This is a genomic window from Candidatus Vagococcus giribetii (assembly GCF_017316185.1).
Taxonomy (GTDB): Bacteria; Bacillota; Bacilli; order Lactobacillales; family Vagococcaceae; genus Vagococcus; species Vagococcus giribetii.
The window spans coordinates 87,822-106,503 of the sequence record NZ_JAFLVX010000014.1 but is presented as its reverse complement, the minus strand read 5'-3'; the positions used below and the strand labels follow the sequence as shown (position 1 = coordinate 106,503).

20 protein-coding genes and 1 riboswitch are annotated in these 18,682 nt (G+C 34.0%); of the genes, 1 reads left to right on the top strand and 19 read right to left on the bottom strand.

The features are described from left to right. Positions 1–75 precede the first annotated feature (75 nt). From guaC to dnaX, 18 genes are all read right to left on the bottom strand, one after another. Entirely contained in the window at positions 76–1,053 is a 978-nt protein-coding gene (guaC, locus tag DOK76_RS04815; RefSeq protein WP_206965357.1) for a GMP reductase, read from the bottom strand. Between the two features lie 169 nt (positions 1,054–1,222). Beyond that, positions 1,223–1,975, bottom strand: a complete 753-nt coding sequence (locus DOK76_RS04810; protein WP_206965356.1) for a hypothetical protein — start codon at positions 1,973–1,975, stop codon at positions 1,223–1,225. Between the two features lie 12 nt (positions 1,976–1,987). Next, positions 1,988–2,854, bottom strand: coding sequence for an ATP-binding cassette domain-containing protein (locus DOK76_RS04805; RefSeq protein ID WP_206965355.1), 867 nt, complete (start codon positions 2,852–2,854; stop codon positions 1,988–1,990). 20 nt (positions 2,855–2,874) lie between these two features. Further along, the gene (locus DOK76_RS04800) at positions 2,875–3,792 is read right to left on the bottom strand and encodes an aldo/keto reductase (RefSeq protein WP_206965354.1); all 918 of its coding nucleotides are present in this window, start codon (positions 3,790–3,792) and stop codon (positions 2,875–2,877) included. 21 nt (positions 3,793–3,813) lie between these two features. Then, positions 3,814–4,449, bottom strand: coding sequence for a GntR family transcriptional regulator (locus DOK76_RS04795; RefSeq protein ID WP_206965353.1), 636 nt, complete (start codon positions 4,447–4,449; stop codon positions 3,814–3,816). Between the two features lie 27 nt (positions 4,450–4,476). Further along, positions 4,477–5,613, bottom strand: a complete 1,137-nt coding sequence (locus DOK76_RS04790; RefSeq protein ID WP_206965352.1) for an ATP-grasp domain-containing protein — start codon at positions 5,611–5,613, stop codon at positions 4,477–4,479. Between the two features lie 147 nt (positions 5,614–5,760). Next, a complete protein-coding gene (locus tag DOK76_RS04785; protein WP_206965350.1) occupies positions 5,761–6,336 on the bottom strand; it encodes a xanthine phosphoribosyltransferase in 576 nt (191 codons plus the stop codon). Between the two features lie 50 nt (positions 6,337–6,386). Next, a riboswitch (purine riboswitch) is annotated at positions 6,387–6,484 on the bottom strand. Between the two features lie 53 nt (positions 6,485–6,537). Continuing rightward, positions 6,538–8,190 (bottom strand): glucosaminidase domain-containing protein, encoded by a 1,653-nt coding sequence (locus DOK76_RS13300; protein WP_206965348.1) that lies wholly within the window; start codon positions 8,188–8,190, stop codon positions 6,538–6,540. Positions 8,191–8,213: 23 nt separating this feature from the next. Next, on the bottom strand, positions 8,214–9,764 hold the full coding sequence (locus DOK76_RS04775; protein ID WP_206965346.1) for a coiled-coil domain-containing protein: 1,551 nt from the start codon (positions 9,762–9,764) through the stop codon (positions 8,214–8,216). A 196-nt stretch (positions 9,765–9,960) separates the two neighbouring features. Then, positions 9,961–10,827: a 16S rRNA (cytidine(1402)-2'-O)-methyltransferase gene (gene rsmI, locus DOK76_RS04770; RefSeq protein ID WP_206965344.1), complete on the bottom strand. Its 867-nt coding sequence runs from the start codon at positions 10,825–10,827 to the stop codon at positions 9,961–9,963. Between the two features lie 47 nt (positions 10,828–10,874). After that, entirely contained in the window at positions 10,875–11,207 is a 333-nt protein-coding gene (locus tag DOK76_RS04765) for a DNA replication initiation control protein YabA (RefSeq protein ID WP_206965342.1), read from the bottom strand. Between the two features lies 1 nt (position 11,208). Beyond that, positions 11,209–12,039, bottom strand: coding sequence for a PSP1 domain-containing protein (locus DOK76_RS04760; protein ID WP_206965340.1), 831 nt, complete (start codon positions 12,037–12,039; stop codon positions 11,209–11,211). A gap of 17 nt (positions 12,040–12,056) precedes the next feature. Beyond that, positions 12,057–13,001 carry a DNA polymerase III delta subunit-related protein gene (locus DOK76_RS04755; protein WP_206965338.1) on the bottom strand — a complete coding sequence of 315 codons (945 nt, stop codon included), beginning with the start codon at positions 12,999–13,001 and terminating at the stop codon, positions 12,057–12,059. Further along, positions 13,001–13,330 carry a cyclic di-AMP receptor DarA gene (gene darA / locus DOK76_RS04750; RefSeq protein WP_206965336.1) on the bottom strand — a complete coding sequence of 110 codons (330 nt, stop codon included), beginning with the start codon at positions 13,328–13,330 and terminating at the stop codon, positions 13,001–13,003. The genes DOK76_RS04755 and darA overlap by 1 nt, the downstream gene beginning before the upstream one ends. A gap of 22 nt (positions 13,331–13,352) precedes the next feature. Beyond that, positions 13,353–13,994 carry a dTMP kinase gene (gene tmk, locus DOK76_RS04745; protein ID WP_206965334.1) on the bottom strand — a complete coding sequence of 214 codons (642 nt, stop codon included), beginning with the start codon at positions 13,992–13,994 and terminating at the stop codon, positions 13,353–13,355. A gap of 20 nt (positions 13,995–14,014) precedes the next feature. Further along, the gene (recR, locus tag DOK76_RS04740) at positions 14,015–14,611 is read right to left on the bottom strand and encodes a recombination mediator RecR (RefSeq protein WP_206965332.1); all 597 of its coding nucleotides are present in this window, start codon (positions 14,609–14,611) and stop codon (positions 14,015–14,017) included. Between the two features lie 66 nt (positions 14,612–14,677). After that, a complete protein-coding gene (locus DOK76_RS04735) occupies positions 14,678–14,992 on the bottom strand; it encodes a YbaB/EbfC family nucleoid-associated protein (protein ID WP_206965330.1) in 315 nt (104 codons plus the stop codon). 15 nt (positions 14,993–15,007) lie between these two features. Next, positions 15,008–16,708, bottom strand: coding sequence for a DNA polymerase III subunit gamma/tau (gene dnaX, locus DOK76_RS04730; protein ID WP_206965329.1), 1,701 nt, complete (start codon positions 16,706–16,708; stop codon positions 15,008–15,010). 160 nt (positions 16,709–16,868) lie between these two features. On the opposite strand from dnaX, the gene DOK76_RS04725 reads away from it, so the two are divergent. Continuing rightward, a complete protein-coding gene (locus tag DOK76_RS04725) occupies positions 16,869–17,630 on the top strand; it encodes an alpha/beta fold hydrolase (RefSeq protein ID WP_206965328.1) in 762 nt (253 codons plus the stop codon). Here DOK76_RS04725 and DOK76_RS04720 read toward each other — a convergent pair. Further along, entirely contained in the window at positions 17,627–18,619 is a 993-nt protein-coding gene (locus DOK76_RS04720) for a nucleoid-associated protein (protein ID WP_206965327.1), read from the bottom strand. The genes DOK76_RS04725 and DOK76_RS04720 overlap by 4 nt on opposite strands. Positions 18,620–18,682: the final 63 nt, after the last annotated feature.

Sequence of the window (18,682 nt, the reverse complement as noted above, 5' to 3'; positions counted from 1 at the left end):
TCATCTTAGGGTTAAAAAAACTGTAGTGTAAGACGTGCCTACACTACAGTTACTTATTGTTAAGATAATAGTGACTTAAAAAATATCTCCATTAAAAATAGAGTTTTTAACAATCACATAGTCTACTTTTCTAATAGATTCTAAATCTTTTCCACCTGCATATGAGATAGATGATTGTAAATCTTGTTGCATTTCAATTAATGTATCTTCTAAGCTACCACGATGTTCAATCATGATTTTCTTACCTTCTACATTTTTGTGCTCACCTTTTTGATACTCAGAAGCACTACCGAAGTATTCTTTGTATAATTTACCATTTTCTTCAACTGTCTCACCTGGAGACTCTTCGTGACCAGCAAATAAAGAACCAATCATAACCATAGTAGCTCCAAAACGAATTGATTTAGCGATATCACCATGAGTACGAATACCTCCGTCAGCGATTAACGGCTTACGTGCAGCTTTACTACATCTTCTTAAAGCTGATAATTGCCAACCACCTGTTCCAAAACCAGTTTTTAACTTCGTGATACACACTTTACCTGGTCCAATACCAACTTTTGTTGCGTCAGCTCCAGCGTTTTCTAACTCACGTACTGCTTCTGGTGTTCCTACGTTACCAGCAATAACAAAAGTTTCTGGTAAGAATGTTTTTAAATGTTTAATCATATTAATAACTGAATCTGAATGACCGTGAGCAATGTCAATTGTCACATAATCAGGAACAATCTTTTCATCTGCCATTTTTTTAACAAATTCGTATTCATTTGGTTTAACGCCAACACTAATAGAAGCGAACAAACCTTTGTCATGCATGTTTTTGATAAATGGAATTCTTCCATCTTCATCAAAACGGTGCATAATATAGAAATATCCTTTTGATGCTAAAAATTCTGCAATATTTTCATCAATGATTGTCTGCATATTCGCAGGCACCACAGGCATTTTAAACTCTCTGTTGCCAAGCTTAACAGTTGTTTCACACTCTGAACGGCTTTCTACCACACATTTATTAGGCACTAGTTGAATATCTTCATAATCAAAAATCTTCATAATACGTCCTCCTAGGATCAAAAAAATTATTTTAGGGAGCAAAACACGAACATTCCCAAACGATTAAGCGTGTAATTTTTGCGTCCTATGATAATCTACCCTATATCAACAAAAAAAGCAAGATAATTCATCATTATCTTGCTTTTCTTAATAGTTAACGAAGCTTTTCTTATAAATTTTGTTTTTTCATCACTCTTAAAGAGAATAAAACCATTCCAACTGAAACTAATAACATTCCTAAATTACTAAAGATAGATAAACCTGTGTCACTAAAATTTAAACTAGCAGGGATAAATGCCAGTAATCCTAAAATCATGGATTGGGCAATATTAAAGGCAAAATAAACTAAAATAGTTAAGTTTTTCCCTCTCATCAAGATAGTTGCTGCTAGAATCAAAATCAATGTATTCAAGTATGAATTTAGAAAAGTAAAACAAACACCAAAAATACTTACGCTATTAATATTCATGATTCTTAGAATATCGCTAATCATTTGAATCATACCTGTTGTTTGAGACATCTTTAATAAAACGATAAAACCAGGGATAAAGACTAAAACAAATGTAACTGCTAGACTCCATAAAAGACTTGCTCCAATTTTTGAGAAAAATAACCTAGTTCTGTTAACGCCAGAAGCAACTAACATTGCCATAACATCATTTTTATAGTCTAGTGACATCAGATGAAACGGGTACAGAAACATAAAAGCAAAGTTAGCAAATATCGTTAAGGTAAAGAATATGATGAATAATCCTATAAAATTACCTTCAGTTTCTGAGATTTGGTTTGCTTGATCAATCAAATGAACCAAGTAAACTGTGGTAAAAATATTTATAACTGCTAAGATACCAGTTGTCATTAAATATTTTTTATCTCGCATGTATTTAAACAATTCCATTTTAAAAATTAATTTTCCACTCATGATACTCCTCCTCTAATTCAAGTTGCCGTCTAATATATGGACTTTTTTTAATTCCGTTATGTCTATTTCTTGAGAGTTTAGTCTGCTTTTCACGTCAGACCAACGCTCATCTTTAATATTCAAACGGATGATTCCATTTTCTCTTAGTTGATAGTAATAGTTTAAATCTTCTAAGATAAGAATTAAGGCTTCTTGATTAGTCGTTTCAATATCACGAATCATTTTATCTGTTACTGCTCCTAAATCAATATGTTTCACGATTTGTCCCTTTTTGATGACAAATACTTCCTGACATAGTGACTCAATATCATTGCGAACATGACTTGAGATAATTAAGGTCATTCCTTTTGATGTCATTTGTTTCAAGTAAAACTTAAACCAAGTAACAGTCTCTGCATCTAAACCTCTAAATGGCTCATCTAATATCAGAATTTTAGGCTCATGAAGAAGAGCAATCAATAAAATTAATTTTTTTACCATTCCATATGAGTAGGTTTGAACTTTTCCATGCAAGTATTCAGAAATCTCTAACTCTCTTGCCAACTGCTCTGCTCGTTCAGGATTAAAATTACCTCGTAAACCTGAAAAATACTCAATATTAAACCACCCAGTACGATCTTTATAAACGGAAATACCATCAAGAACAATCCCTACATGACTTAAGACACTATTATCTTCAGTTACAGGAATATCTCCAATTGTAATTTGCCCTTCATAATCACTAATAATATTGGTCATACATTTAAATAGGGTTGTTTTTCCCGCGCCATTAGGACCGATAATCCCGTAAGCTTTACCACTTTCAAATGTCATTTGATCAATATTTAATACTTCCATTACACCATACTTTTTAACAACTCTTTCAATTTTTATTTCCATAATTTCCCTCTTTTTTTGTTTTATAACAACTCATAACCACTTGCTTTGTAAAGTGTGTACCAATCTTCCCTAGATAAAGTAATCTCACTTGCTGCAGAAATGTCTTTAATACGTTGTGGGTTCATTGTTCCTACAATAGTTTGGATATTTGCCGGATGGCGATTAATCCAAGCCGTCGCAATTCCTGTATCTGTCACGCCATATTTATCTGCCATTTCGTTAATCACAGCATTTAACTCTTTAAAATCTTTATGACCTAGGAAAACACCATCAAAATAGCCATATTGATAAGGTGACCAAGCTTGAATAGTAATGTCTTTTAAGCGACTGTATTCCAATACCCCTCCATCACGGTAAACACCTGTTGCGTTTTCCATATTTTGGTTCATACCATGAGCTACCATTCCTGCATGTTTTAAACCAAATTGTAGTTGGTTAACCATTAATGGTTGATTAAGACTTTTTTGGATTAACTCCATTTGCATTGGTCCTTGGTTACTAACACCAAAGTAACGAACCATACCTTTACTTTGTAAGTAATCAAACGCCTCAGCGATCTCCTCAGGCTCCATTAAGGTATCTGGACGGTGAAGAGCTAAGACATCAAGGTAATCTGTCCCTAACCTAGTTAAAATGCCCTCAACACTTGTAATAATGTGTTCTTTAGAGAAATCATAAAAACCATCTCTAATCCCACACTTAGATTGAATCATCATATCTTCTCTTGAAACGCCTAATTCTTTGACAGCTTGAGAGAATAAAATTTCAGATTCTCCACCACCATAAATATCCGCATGGTCAAAGAAGTTAATCCCTTCTTCTAAACTTGTATTAACTGCTTCTGCTGCTTCTTTTAATGATAAACCGCTCATTCTCATACAACCTAAAGCTACTTGAGGTACTTTTACTTGTGTACTACCAAAGTTTATTTGTTTCATGTTTTATCAATCCTTCTATTTTTATATTTGTTGATCTATTAACTCCAAATTAAGACGATTAAAAAAGACACGAATATCCTTTCGACATAAATCATAAGATTCGGTGTCTATATGTTTACAGATAGACGTCAAACATTTTCCTACTTCATCATATAAAAATAACAGTGGAACATTTGGAAATTTAACAAATAATAATTGCTCAAAGTTGGTCATTACTAATTGTTTCACCAACTGATTGTCCATAGCATCTAAAAAGACCATAAGGATTGTTTCTAGGGTCTTTGTTTTTCCTACATAATCTGACTCTTGTTTCATTTCGTCTAGTAAAAATAGCATTTCATCAAGATTAATCTGATGACGCTTGACTTGAAGTTGAAACAAGTAATTAGATAATAACAATTCTAACAATTGTGTTCTTTCGATAAATTCCTTTGCAGAAATAGTTTGCTTTTTAACAACCACTCCACGATTTGGTTCCTTTTCTAGATAGCCTTCTATAATTAAACAATTAATTGCTTCTCTGATAGGAGTTCGACTAATCGATAACTCTCTTGATATATCTTGTTCAACTAAATGAACTTCATTTGGCCATCTGCCTTCACTGATGTTGCTCTTTATATAATCATATGCCATTTGTTGCATTCTGCTTTTTTTCACTTACTTTTTCCGTCCCTACTCCAAATACTAGTCTTCCAATAAACCAGCATGTTTAATCTCTTGAATCGTCTCCTCAATGTTGCGTGATAAAACTGTTACATGCCCTTTTATTAAGGTTTGTTCTGCCTTCGGGTATTGATAAAAATGATAATGCCACTGTTTCTTCTTACTTAATAAAAACAAAGCCACATCTTCATTTTTTTCTGTTACATTAAATGTTACTGCTGGAATGAATTGGGTTACCTTTGGCAATGGCCAATTACAGACACCACGAATGTGAATATCATACTCAGAAAAATCACAGGCATCCAAGCTATAGGAAGCTGCTTCATGAGCAATAGAAGAAATCTCATTCACAAATAGATTTCCTGACTCATTAATTAGAAACTCCACACCAACAATACCACTCACATGTAATTCTGACGCTATCACTCGAGCAATTAGCTCAATTTGATTAATCGTCGAATCATCTAAATCTTGGATGTCAATTGATGCCTTAATCTTCTTCAACTCACCTTGTTTGGTGTGCGTACTTTCAACAATTGGAAAGAGTGTGTATTCTCCATTTTGATTAATTCCAATCGATAAAAATAATTCTTTCTTTAAAGGAATATAGGCTTCAACAAGACAAGCTCCTTGTTGAATCAATGGAACTGCCAAATCCACATCCTTTTCCGAATCAATAATGACGATGCTTTCTTCCTCACCATAACGTCTAGTTGACTTAACTACACAAGGATAGCCAACAATCTGAGCAGCAGCTTTAATATCTGAAATTAACACAGCTGTTTCGTACGGCAAAATATTAATTGAATGATTATCCAAAAACTCTCTCTCAATCAATCGATCCTGTGTAATAGCCAGACCAAATGTTCCTTGAGGCACAGGGACAATTTCTTGTAAGAACTTGATAGCATTAATATCAATGTTTCGGACTTCATACATTAATACATCACTTTTTTTAGCCAGCTCCAATAGTGATCTCTCATCATTATAATCCCCTTGAATATGCCAATCAGCTACTTGGGAAGCTGGGCAATCCATCATTGGGTCTAACACTCCCACTGTAAAGCCATATTTTTTAGCAGACATTGTTAGCATTTTGCTAATATGCCTTCCACCAATAATACCAATTGTACTTCCTGGTAAAATTATTTCCGACAACTTCCCTCACTACTTTCTCCAATTAAATCAAACAATCATCTCTAATAGTAACAAAATTGTGATGAAACTGTAAAGTCTAAAAGAGTGAGAGTGTCATTAAAAGCAAAAAACAGTTAACAATATGTTAACTGTTCCAATTTTTTTATATTAATCTTCAATAAAAGATACTTGATTGTTTTTTAAAGACTTAACTCGTGCTAAGGAATCAACTCGGTAACCTTTTTCTTCTAATAACGCACGGCCACTTTGGAAAGATTTTTCTATCACAATATTAATAGCTTCAACACTAGCTCCTGCTTGGCGACATAATTCAACAAGTCCCAATGCTGCTTGACCATTGGCTAAAAAGTCATCAACCACTAGCACATTGTCTTTTTCGGTTAAAAACTTAGTTGAAATAGAAATATTATTAGTTACTTGTTTTGTAAATGAGTACACTTCTGCTGTTAACAGCTCAGCATTCATCGTTAAACTTTTTTGCTTTCTTGCAAAAATAACTGGAATCCCCAACTCTAGACCGATAAATACAGCAGGTGCAATTCCTGATGATTCAATAGTCACTACTTTTGTAATTCCTTTATCTTGATAACGAGATGCAAACTCTTTCCCAATTAAACTCATTAATTCTGGATCAACTTGGTGTGTTAAAAAACTATCAACTTTTAATACATCTTCTTCTAATACTGTACCTTCTTGTAAAATCTTGTCCAATAATTCTCTCATGATTTGCCTCCAAATAAGTATTCCATTTTTGTTGAAAGCAAAAAAAGGTCATGACACCTTATCTTGCTTATAGTTCAACCTTTATGGTGTTGAGTAGAAACGATTATCCATATCATAATCATATATAAGCTCTTTAGTTATAAGCCATTTCTTCAAAAATGTCAAATCTTGTTCCAAACAAAAAAGTAAAGAAATCATTCTTTACTTTTTAGTCACTTGATATTTAATTGGTTTTTCAAAACCTTCATATAACTTATCAGTCATTGTTTGCCCTAATTTGTTAATGATATCAAGGTTTTGAGTTTTTTTCTTTGCTTCCTCTTTTTCATGTTGAGGCTCAGCTTTCTTTGGTGTTTCATCAAATTTTGTTAAATCATAAGTTGCGATTAACCCGTTTAACTTTTTATGATATGATCGATCTTGATTTTTTTGAGCTGTCATATAAGCAGTTACTTTCTTATAAGTATCCTTTTTGCTCATTGTCATTTCTTCATAAACAGATTTATCCTTTTTCAAGACATCTGGATAATCTGAAATTGCCGTTTTAGTATCAGGATAATCTTTATAAGCGACTTTTTCTAGTGTTGGGCCTTTTTCATTTTGACGAATCGTATCAACTTCAACACTCTTGTCCTTGTACTTGCCTTCAACTGAAAAGATATTATGATTGTCTGCTAATACGTTGTTCCCTGATGAACTTTGAATAATAGCTTCTGCAATTAATACAGATGCGTATAAATCATTCTCTTTTGCGACACTTTGAACATCTTTAGAAATATCATTGATAAAAGCTTCTGTTTCCTTTGATTTTTTCATCTTAGGTTCATTGGCTTTTTTATGATCGTATTGAGTTAAATCATATGTTTCAATCAGACCATTTAATTTTTCATTGTATCTTGTATCTGTTGCGTATCGACCTGTTAAAAACTTAGTCGCGTCTTTGTAGGTATTTGTATTACTTTTCCAAGCGCCTTGATAAAAAGTAGATCTACCTTGAGTTCCACCTGTCATTAACGTTGCATAGTCTTCTAAAGACTCTTTATAACTCGGGTATTTTCTGAACTTAGCTGAAATAGTATACATACCACCTGAGCCATTATCTTCTAGAGTCGGCATCTGGACAGACTCTCCTTGATAGGAACCTTTAATACCAAATAAATTATAATTAGGGCCTTTCGCTAAACCACTGTTACCTGAACCACTTTCCAAAATAGCTTGGGCAATCATAACTGATGCGTATAAGTCATTCTTTTGACCAATTGCTCGTGCATCTTCACCAATTTCTTCAATGAATTCGGCTGTTGATTGATTTCTTGAATATTTAATCGGTGTATTATCCTTTTTAATATTCTTACCAATCAAGTCACTGTTTGTATCCTTTGATGGCTTCGTATCATCTTTTGAACTACTCATAGAAGACGAGCTACCTTGTCCATTATGATTAGATGAACTACTAGAAATATCTTGGCTATTTCCAGTTGATGTCGATGGTTTAGTTGACGAACTACTTGACGATTGACTCGTATTAGAAGAACTTGAAGAGCTGCTCCCAGTATCACTACTTGGAACAGTCTCTTCACTACTTGATGAAGTTGATTCTTCAGGTACTTCTGTTGAACTCTGACTTGTCTCTTCTGTTGCTGAAGAGTCTAAATTACTTGAAAACTCACTGTCATAGTTAATGACTGAAGTCGCATCAGGTAACATAGGAACTCTAGTTGTTGAAGAGTGATTAACTTCTTCTGCAATAGCTACAGTTTGAAGGATTGGGGCACAAATCGAAAATACCGTTGTAGTTACACCAACAAACAGCCCGATTTTACGATGTGTGTTCTTTTTATGATTTGTTGTCATCACGTTTCCCTCTCTTTCAAAGATTATAGTCTATCGATGTCTCCAATTGATTCAAGTTTTCTTAACAATTCTGAGAAAACAACTTCTGATTCTGCTTTAATTTTTTCTAATTTTCTATAGTAGTTTCTAGCTTCTTGGCTCACTGCACTTAATTCCATTTCAGAATCAGCTACGCGGCGTTTTGCTTCGTAGTTAGCTACATCAACAATTTGACGTGCTTTTGCTTGTGCTTCTAACATTACGTGAGCAATGTCTGATTGATTCATTGAACCATTTTGTTCTGCTTTAAGATTAGCTAAACGTAATTCTTCTTTAACTTGAGCTAATTCAGCTTGTAAAGAACTTACTTCTGGTGTTTGGCTCCCTTTTAATTCTGCTACTTCTTTTTCTAAGCGAGTTGCTCTACTTTTTTCAGAAGCTAATTCAGTTAAGCTTGTTGTTACCTCAACTTGTTGTTGACGCATATTTGATAACTCTTGTTGTAAGTCATAAATAGCTTTTTGATTTTCTCTTAACTCAGCTAGTTCTTTTTCTAGTGCTTCCGTTTGGCTAATTCTTTCGTTCATTTCAGTTAACTCCTGTTCTTTATTCATGATGATTGTTTTATTAGTTTCAATCTCGTTTTCGTAGCGTTTTGTTAATTCAGTTTCTAATTGTTTCGATTGATTCAATTCTTCTTCAAGCTCTTTAATCATTCGGATGTTTTCTTCAATCATTAGTTTTTCTTCAGATTTAGACTCATCAGATACTTTCAAAGCAGCTTGCATGTCATCAATTTTAGCAACAAAAACAGCATTTTCTGATTGAAGTGTTTCAATCAAACTGTGTGATTTATCCAGTTCTTCTTGTAATTGTGTCTTAGTTGTTTCTAAATCTGTTTGTTGGCTTGTTAGTTCTGCAATTTGTTGTTCTAACAGCTCATTTTTAGCTTTCTCAGTCGCATTTTCTTCATTAAGAATTGATAGTTGTTCATCTAATTCTTTTAGATGTGCTGCTTCTTCATGGCTTAGTTCAGATTTAGCTTCTATTTCTAATAATTGTGTTCTTAGGTCGTTGTTCTCTTCTAACACATTGCCATACTCTTCAACTTGCTTAGCTAATTTTTCATTATCTTCTTCGACAAAAGACAAGCGACTCGTTTGCTCTTTCAATGCTTCGTTCTCCAATAAAACGGTACTGAACTCAGCTTTTAAATTAGCTAGCTCCGCTTCAAGAGACGCCTTATCATCAGAATCCTTTGATTGCACTTTTTCAGCAACTTCAACGTAGTCTTTTTCATAATTAAAATCAGCTGTTTCTTCCTCTGCTACTTTACCCGTTGATTCAAAAGGACTCACATACGTGTTATCTTTTGAATCAAAATAATCTGATTTTGTGTCACTTTGTTGTGTCGATAAATCAGGAATACTTGGGCCTTTATCACCATCAGATTCATAATAGTAATAGTAATAATAATCGTCTTCATTATCATCATAGGCTTGGCTAGATAAATTCAACTCTTCATCTGGTAACAATTTTTCTTCCGTATTCTCGTTCTCGCCACCATCTCGACGCTTTAACCAATTATTAAACAATAGAAATCCCACCTCACAATAAAACTTATATTATACATCATGCAACATTCAAGCCTTCTTTAGAATAAAAAAACAGAAGCTTTTACAAAAAAACAAACTAAATATCCCTATTCTAATAGTACTTATACAAGAAAATTATATCATAACCTTGTTAATATGCAACTTTTTTTTAGTTGAAGCCTTTTTACATTCATCTTTATTCTCTGTGAAATTCCTTGTATACCTCTTGTTTTTTTAATCCTCTTATTTTTGCAACTTCTTTTATGGCATCTTTACTTGAAAAATCCATTTCTTCAATCAAATAAGTCACATGCTCAACAAGTGTTAATCCCAATACAGAATCATCTGGTTGTTCGGAAACACTCGCCTCAATAATAAGGCAACATTCACCTTTAATTGTTTTTCCTTCTAATCCCTCGATTAAACTTTCAATCGTACCACGAGAGTATTCTTCAAATAATTTTGTCAACTCACGACAAAGAACCGCTTTTTGATTTCCTCCAAACACTTCTTTCATATTAATCAGTGTTTTAACAATTCTATGAGGTGATTCATAGAAGATTAATGTTGAATGATTGTTTTTTAACCCTTCCAAAGCTTTTTTTTGTTCGTTACTTTTACGAGGTAAAAAACCATAAAAGGTAAAGGGTTGAGGTGATACTCCTGAAGCTATTAAAGCTGTGATTCCTGCTGAGGCTCCTGGTAATGAGATAACATCAATGTCTTCTTCGATTGCTTGTAAAACAAGTTCATGTCCCGGATCACTAATAGAAGGCATGCCAGCATCACTCACTTGAGCTATTTTTTTCCCTTCTTTTAAAAGAGCAATAAGTTCTGGAACTCTTTCTTTGACGTTATGTTCATGCAAACTAATCTGTTTTGTCGCAATGTCAAAGTGATTCAATAATTTTTGAGTGTTTCTTGTATCTTCACTGGCAATCAAGTCTGCTTCGTCTAACATTTTCACTGAACGAAATGTCATGTCTTCAAGATTCCCTATTGGTGTCGGGACTAAATAAAGCTTTCCTTGCTCCATGTCTTTAAAGCTTTTCTGCTGTTTCATCATTTTCTCCTTTAAAAAAACTGGTTAGCTAAAAGCCTAACCAGTTTTTATTTTCCGTAAATCATGTGAGAACAAAAAACACATTCTTCATGGTTCTCTCTTCTTGAACCATAAAAGTCTTTACACACATGAAATCCTTGTTCGTATAATTTTTCTAAATTCAAACGGGACTTAGATAATTCTTGTTTACTATCTTCTGGTAAATCTTCTCGCTCTAATTTTTCTAAGCGATCTCTCAAATGCTGATTTTCAAGTTCTAAATTCAAATTCTTCTCTAGAACACTATCAACCACATCTTTCATTTCACCAATTTGGGTTAACATGGTTTGTAAACTCTTTTCAACATCGATTAATTCATCATACAGATTGGTTTTTTCCATGCTAATCTTCCTTTTTTGTCAGCTCTTTTGCTTCTAATAACTCGTCTAAATCGTATTCAACGGGGGTTTCACGAGTTTGTAGTTTTATTTTTACAACTTCAGATAACACATTAATACCAATAACACGACCTGGTCCATCAGGTGTTGGTACTGTTTTACCAAAATCTGGCATAGTTTTTCTGATTCGTTCATATTCTTCATTTTCATAATTTAAGCAACACATTAAGCGACCACAGACACCTGAAATTTTAGTAGGGTTCAGTGATAATCCTTGCTCTTTTGCCATCTTGATTGAAACGGCAGCAAAGTCACCTAAAAAAGTGCTACAACACAAAGGTCTACCACAAGGACCAATACCGCCTAAGAGTTTAGCTTCATCTCTAACACCAATTTGTCTTAACTCAATTCGTGTTTTGAAAATACTAGCTAAGTCTTTAACGAGCTCTCTAAAATCAATGCGCCCATCTGCTGTAAAACTAAAAATAATTTTACTACGATCAAATGTGTACTCAGCATCAACAAGTTTCATTTCAAGGTTATGCTGACTTATTTTCTCCTTAGCAATTGTATAGGCGTTTCTGGCATCACGTTGATTTTGTTCGTACTTTCTTAAATCCTTATCTGTAGCAACTTGAAGAATAGGTTTCATATCTTCTGGTAAATCTTCTTTTGCCATCTCTTTTTGAAGGACAGCAACGAAAGCCATTTCTTTAGCTTTCTGAGATTCCACTAATACTTGTTGATTAAATGTATATGCTAAATGATTTTTTGAGCTTGTATAATAATATATTTTACCAGCTGGCTTAAAGCGAACACCGACTACTTCTACCATCGTTTTGCCCTCCTATATTAATGCAATAACTGCCAAGCAAGTTGTTCGCAAACATTTTGAAATGACACGTTTGCTTCCATCTTCTGTCTAGCGTTAATAATTAGTTCAATGGATTTTGTTAGTTGTTTTTGATTCATTCCCTGTGATGCTATCTCTTCATTAAGACGAAAGCGATACAACACTAAAAGCAAATCTAACACTAAAAATTGTTGTTCTTTTTCTTTAGCTATTTTAACTAAATATTGTTGAACAAACACAAAACCCAATGCATTATGATTTGTTAAATAGTGAAACCATTTTGTTATGGTTTCTTTAGAACCATTAAACCACTCATCCCTTGATAATTCAACTGCCTTTTCTTTAGAATCTGCCAATTCAGCAATGATTTTAATCTGACTATTAGAAAAATCTGTTTCTAATTCTAAAGCTCTTTCAATTCCTTCTTTTGGTACAGGTTTTAAATAGACTTGTTGGCATCTTGATTGGATGGTTGGCAATATTTTATTGAGATTAGTCGTTAAAAAGAACACATACATCATACCATCAGGCTCTTCAATAAATTTTAATAAACTGTTAGCAGCACTTGTTGTCATTTTTTCAGCTTGACGAATAATCAAGACTTTTTTCCTTGATTCCAAACCACTTCGGATAAAGGTCTGCTTAATTTCTCTTACCTGATCAACTTTTATCGTTTGTCCATCTGGTTCAATGACATTCACATCAGGAAAATCTGCACTTTCAATCCGTCGACAATTGACACATATTCCACAAGGTAAGCCTTCTTCTTTTGTTAAGCAAAAAATCGACTCTGCTAACCAAAGGGAGAATTCATACGTAATTAAGTCATCTTGATTTTCAATCAAATAGGCATGAGTTAGTTTGTTATGACGGATTACTTTTTCAAATTGACTGACTAACTGAGGTTGGTCTTCTTTTACACGTTCTCTTAATTGTTTTGTCATTAGAATTGATGGAACCCTTCTACTGGCATCACAAACACAGTTGCGCCACCTACTTGAATTTCAATTGGGTAAGAGCTGTGTGGATCCATTGATAAATCAAAAGTAACAGGAGATGTGACAAATTGTTCTCTTGATTGGCACGTTTCCTTAATCACTTGAAGAACTTCATCGACTCGCTCATCTTCAATCCCTACAATAAAAGTTGTATTGCCTGCTCTTAAAAATCCACCAGTACTTGACAATTTAGTTGCGCGAATATTAGATTTGATTAACTCACTTGATAAACGGTTGCTGTCTTTATCTTGTACGATCGCTAATAAAAGTTTCATGATATGCCAATCTCTCCTTTTCTTAAAAAATTGAAGGATACGTTTCCTTAATTAAATCATAACAATTTTTGACGACTTTTTCTATATCTTCTTTTGCATCTATTAAATGAATTCGTTCAGGGTATTTATCTAGTAAAGCTAAATACCCCGTTCTAACCTTTTGATGAAAGGTTAAATCTTCTTTGTCCAAACGATCTAATTCAGTTGCTCTTCTACCTTGATTAATTCTTGCAAGCCCCACTTCAGAAGGAACATCTAAATAAAGAGTTAAATCTGGTAAATGCCCTTCAATGGCAAATTGATTCAACTCTAAAATTTCTGCCTCACCAATTCCTCTAGCTGATCCTTGATAGGCAACAGAGCTATCTACAAAACGATCACAAATAACTAGTTCTCCTTTAGCAAGAGCTGGTAGCACTCTTTCAACTAAATGTTGTCTTCTTGCTGCTGCATATAAAAGAGCTTCTGTTCTTTCGTCCATCTCTGTGTTTTCTGGATCTAAAATAATCTGTCTGATTTTTTCAGCAATTGGGATGCCTCCTGGTTCACGAGTTAATACAATTCCTACTTTTACTTCTTTTTCTAAGCGTTTATTTAATTCTTTAATAACTGTTGTCTTTCCTGCCCCATCTGGACCTTCAATGGTAATAAAAATACCTGTCACATGACTCACTCCTTTGGTTCTTATAACTCTGTTCTACCTTCAACTGCTTTTAATAAGGTAATTTCATCTGCGTATTCAATGTCACTACCTACTGCTAAACCATGAGCTAGTCGTGTCACTTTAATACCGGCTGGTTTAATGAGACGAGATAAATACATTGCAGTTGCCTCACCATCTGTTGTGGCATTTGTTGCAATGATTACTTCGGTCACTTCTTCTCCGTGAAGACGCTTAATTAATGATGCAATGTTCAAATCATCAGGACCAGTCCCATCCATTGGAGATAAAACCCCATTTAACACATGGTACAAACCTTTGTATTCTCTCATCTTCTCCATACTCATAACATCTTTGGTTTCTTCAACTACTAAAATCGTTGATTTGTCTCGGTTTGGATTTCGACAAATGTCACATGTTTCTTCATCTGTAATGTTGCCACAAATATGACAGTAATGAAGGTCTCTTTTGACACTAATTAATGATTTTGCAAATTCTGTGACATCTTCTTCCCTCATGTTAATCGTATAAAAGGCTAATCTAGTAGCAGTTTTAGCCCCTATTCCTGGTAATTTCATGTAACTTTCAATTAGTTTTGCAATTGGTGTCGGATAATGCATGTTAATGCCTTCTTTCTCTTAAAAAAACAGGAAGTCCCCTTCCTGTTTTGCTTGTTTATTTGACTGTTAGAATCCAGGAATATTCTTAGTATATTTACCCATCATTTTTTCTGTTTCAACTTCAATCTTAGCTAATACATCATTTGTTGCTGCTAAAACTAAATCTTGAGTCATGTCAGCATCTTCTGGATCTAAAACATCAGGAGTAATGCTTACGTTAATCACTTTACGCTCACCTGTCATAGTAATTTTAACTAAACCATTTCCAGCTTCACCGATAAATTCCATACTATCTAATTGAGCTTTTGTTTCAGTCATTTCTTTTTGCATTTTTTGCATTTGTTTCATCATACCTTGCATATTTCCCATTCCACGCATCATAATAATCTCTCCTCATTAATCTTCAATAATCGTAGCAAAAGAACCAAATAATTCTTTTGCTTCGTCAACAACTGGATCACTTGCTGCAACAGGTGCGTCCTGACCTGATTCACCAGAATTCATTTGAGCGATAAAGGACTGTCTTAACTCAGACCATTGCTCTTTTGGCACACTAATCAAATTAGGTGAATATCTTAATAAACGCTCAAAACCATGTTTAATGGCTAAGGTTAATTCTTCATCTTGACTAGCTTTTTGACATAATATTTCATATTCAAACGCGATAATCAAATTATCATCACTAGCAGCTACTGGTTCGCTTGCTTTAATCATGGCTCTTTGAGTCACTGTTAAAAATTGAAGTAATTCCTCCCAAGCTCCTTTAACTGCCAACAATTGATCCTTCTTCGCTTTTTCTAAAACTTGGTAGACTTGCTCAGTAGGAATACGATAAGTACTTGCTTTTGCTTTTTTGCTTGGCGCTGCTTGCTTTTGTCCTTCTTGAGCAGTTGTCACACCATGCTCTTTTAAGTAACTAACTTCTTTTTCTAACTGATTGATCTTGTCCATTAATAACTCAACATCTGCATGACTTTCTGCATTAGATGACAGTACCTCAGTAGAAACTTGAGGTCGATGTAAAGTAGCTTGTTTAACAGTCATTACTTCTAAAAAGACTGTTGGTTGGTGACTAAATCTTATTTCTTTTTGTGTGTCGTTAAACTGATTGATTAACTCATACAACCTTTCAACACTCAACTCTGAGCTAAGTTGTTTAAAGCCATCGGTTAACAAACCAACTTGTTTCTCTAAAACAGCTGGAGCTTGTTTATACACTAATAAATCTCGGCAATAAAGTAATAAATTCTCAACAATACGATTACTCTCTTTACCTTCTTTTAATAACTGGTTCAATACCTCTAATGCTTCTTCTGGTTCGTTATGCAAACAATGACCTAAATAACGATCCATAATATCATTTGTCAAACTCCCCGTTACTTCTAGCGCATCATTCACTGTTAATTCATCTTCACTAAAAGATAAAGCTTGATCTAAGATACTTAAAGCATCCCTCATACCACCTTCAGCACTTCTAGCGATAATTTTAACAGCTGCCGCATCATAGGCAATCTCTTTTTTATCTAGTATTCGTTGTAAGTGATCCACAATATCTTCTAAACCAATTCGTTTAAAATCAAAACGTTGTGTTCTAGAAATAATCGTAGCAGGGATTTTGTGAGGCTCTGTTGTGGCTAAAATAAAGACAACATGCTTTGGTGGTTCTTCTAATGTTTTTAATAAGGCATTAAAGGCCCCCGTTGAAAGCATATGAACTTCATCTATGATATAAACTTTATAGGTGACTTGAGTAGGTGCATACTTTACTTTGTCACGAATATCACGAATTTCCTCTACTCCATTATTACTAGCCGCATCGATTTCAATCACATCATTGACACGACCCTCTGTAATACCAATACAATCAGGGCATTCATTACACGGCTCACCGTCGACTGAATGCTGGCAGTTAATTGCTTTAGCAAATACTTTGGCTGCACTGGTTTTCCCTGTTCCTCTTGGTCCTGTGAAGAGATAGGCATGGGAAACTTTATCTTGAATGATGGCATTTTTTAAAGTTTGTGTGATCATTTGTTGCCCAACCATCTCATCAAACGTCTGAGATCGCCATTCTCGATATAAGGCTTGATAAACCATTTCTATTCCCCTCTCTGATTAAAGACTCATTCTCCATTATAAGGGAAATTTATTAAAAATTCCATCCTCAACTTGTAATTTATCTTATTTTTCCTCTGAAACAGTTTCGTTTACTTCTGCTAGCATCTTACGTAAACTAAAGACAAAGGATGTGACTCTTGTGACAACAACAATTAGAAAAAGAACCATTGCTCATGTTCCTATTCTTGAAGTGGTACCTAAAGATAAAATTAATGAAGCTCTACCACTCATTGTCTACTATCATGGTTGGCAAACGAATAAGGAATTGGCACTCACAGCAGCTAAAAAAATTGCTCAACAAAATATGCGCGTTATTTTACCAGATGGTATGTACCACGGAGAAAGAAAAGTCGAATCCCCAACAGGTATCCCCTCTTTTAGGTTTTGGTCAACGATTCAACATAATTTTAGTGAGTTCCCTTTAATCAAGTCATTTTATCAAAAAAGACAACTCATTGAAGAAGACAAACTTGGAGTGGCTGGCTTTTCTATGGGAGGCATGACCACTGCTGGTCTACTCACTCATTTTCCAGAAATAAAAGCAGCTGCTATCTTAATGGGTACACCTAACTTTCAAGACTTCGTTCATAAGGTTGCCTCTTATGTGGATCAAGAAAATAGTTATAGTGGCCAACTCCTAAGAGAATTAGTCTCTTGGAACAAATTTTTTGATTTAAGCCTAATGCCTGAAACCCTTGATGGTCGACCTCTTTATTTTTGGCATGGAACAGAAGACGCTAAACTTCCATTCAACGTGACTCATGAGTTTTATTTGGCTCATAAAGACACAGCCTACGGTAAGGGGATGAGTTTTGACATAGGAGAAGGCGAACCTCATATCTTAACCATTGATACGATGCTAAAAACTAGTGATTTTTTCCATAAAGAGTTTCATGGCTAAAATTTACTAACTACTTCTTCTACATTTTTGATCATAACGGAAATAGTACCATCAGGATTATTAATAAATTCAATCAGTTCTTTGTCTTTAAAAATATCCGTTGGGATACTTAACTCAATACCGTTAGTTAGTTTAAATTTTTGTTTACTGTATTTCTTTTCATATTTAGGAACATTACTTGGGATTTCTTCTGAGAATTTAGTCTGCTCAATAATCTCAAAATATTCTTGCTTAGCTGATTCGTTGTTAACAAACACCGCATCAGCTATTTTTTCTTTGCTAATAATTCCCTCTTCTTCAATACTTTCAAAAATTGCTTGCTGAGTTTGACTCATACTTACATATTCTTCTTCGTTGTAGCGGTTGGCTACTTCTTTTACAGCCTTTTTAATAATTTTTAAATTCTCAGTTACAGTGGGCTTAGGCTCTACTTGTAAGAAACGTTCTGAAAAGAATAAACGCTTTTGACCTTCAAAACTATATTTTTTTTCAACGATTTCTAATTCATAGGTTTCTAAATGAATTAAACAACATTCTTCAATTCGTTGAGTTCTTGATGGAAAGATTGTTTTATTTAAAATAATATTATTTTGCATTTTTTCTTCCACATAGGTCACGTGATGGGTAAAACTTGGTTTGTAATTAAATTTAATCATACCGAGTTTTTTTACTCCATTTAGTTCTGTTATCTCCACAACTAGCACATCACCACTTGGTGCATCTTCACTAATCGCTAGGCTGTCAAACATCATTTGAGCAATCTCACTTGACGTCTCAACAAAATCAAGTTCCTCATTTACTAACACTTTGTAGAAGTCAGAGTCTTGACTAAGAATACCTGTTTTGTACTCTGCTTTTTCTAATCGTTTAATAACAGAATTTAAGTATTCTTTCACTGCGTATTCTTTTAAATCCAATTCTTTTTGAGAACAGATTAACGAACCTGCTTCTCTATCAATAATATGTAAAATCCCTTTAGTAATTTCCACTTCTTACACCTACTTCTTATCCATTAAAATCATTACTTTTTTAGTCATAAATAAGGAACTGAA

Excerpts from the sequence above, each read along its gene's own strand:
- darA (WP_206965336.1), bottom strand. The coding sequence starts at position 13,330 with ATGAAACTTTTATTAGCGATCGTACAAGATAAAGACAGCAACCGTTTA.
- DOK76_RS04755 (WP_206965338.1), bottom strand. The coding sequence starts at position 13,001 with ATGACAAAACAATTAAGAGAACGTGTAAAAGAAGACCAACCTCAGTTA.
- DOK76_RS04805 (WP_206965355.1), bottom strand. The coding sequence starts at position 2,854 with ATGGAAATAAAAATTGAAAGAGTTGTTAAAAAGTATGGTGTAATGGAA.
- DOK76_RS04735 (WP_206965330.1), bottom strand. The coding sequence starts at position 14,992 with ATGATGCGTGGAATGGGAAATATGCAAGGTATGATGAAACAAATGCAA.
- guaC (WP_206965357.1), bottom strand. The coding sequence starts at position 1,053 with ATGAAGATTTTTGATTATGAAGATATTCAACTAGTGCCTAATAAATGT.
- dnaX (WP_206965329.1), bottom strand. The coding sequence starts at position 16,708 with ATGGTTTATCAAGCCTTATATCGAGAATGGCGATCTCAGACGTTTGAT.
- recR (WP_206965332.1), bottom strand. The coding sequence starts at position 14,611 with ATGCATTATCCGACACCAATTGCAAAACTAATTGAAAGTTACATGAAA.
- DOK76_RS04785 (WP_206965350.1), bottom strand. The coding sequence starts at position 6,336 with ATGAGAGAATTATTGGACAAGATTTTACAAGAAGGTACAGTATTAGAA.
- DOK76_RS04765 (WP_206965342.1), bottom strand. The coding sequence starts at position 11,207 with ATGGAAAAAACCAATCTGTATGATGAATTAATCGATGTTGAAAAGAGT.
- DOK76_RS04810 (WP_206965356.1), bottom strand. The coding sequence starts at position 1,975 with ATGAGTGGAAAATTAATTTTTAAAATGGAATTGTTTAAATACATGCGA.
- rsmI (WP_206965344.1), bottom strand. The coding sequence starts at position 10,827 with ATGAAACAGCAGAAAAGCTTTAAAGACATGGAGCAAGGAAAGCTTTAT.
- DOK76_RS04760 (WP_206965340.1), bottom strand. The coding sequence starts at position 12,039 with ATGGTAGAAGTAGTCGGTGTTCGCTTTAAGCCAGCTGGTAAAATATAT.
- DOK76_RS04800 (WP_206965354.1), bottom strand. The coding sequence starts at position 3,792 with ATGAAACAAATAAACTTTGGTAGTACACAAGTAAAAGTACCTCAAGTA.
- DOK76_RS13300 (WP_206965348.1), bottom strand. The coding sequence starts at position 8,190 with ATGACAACAAATCATAAAAAGAACACACATCGTAAAATCGGGCTGTTT.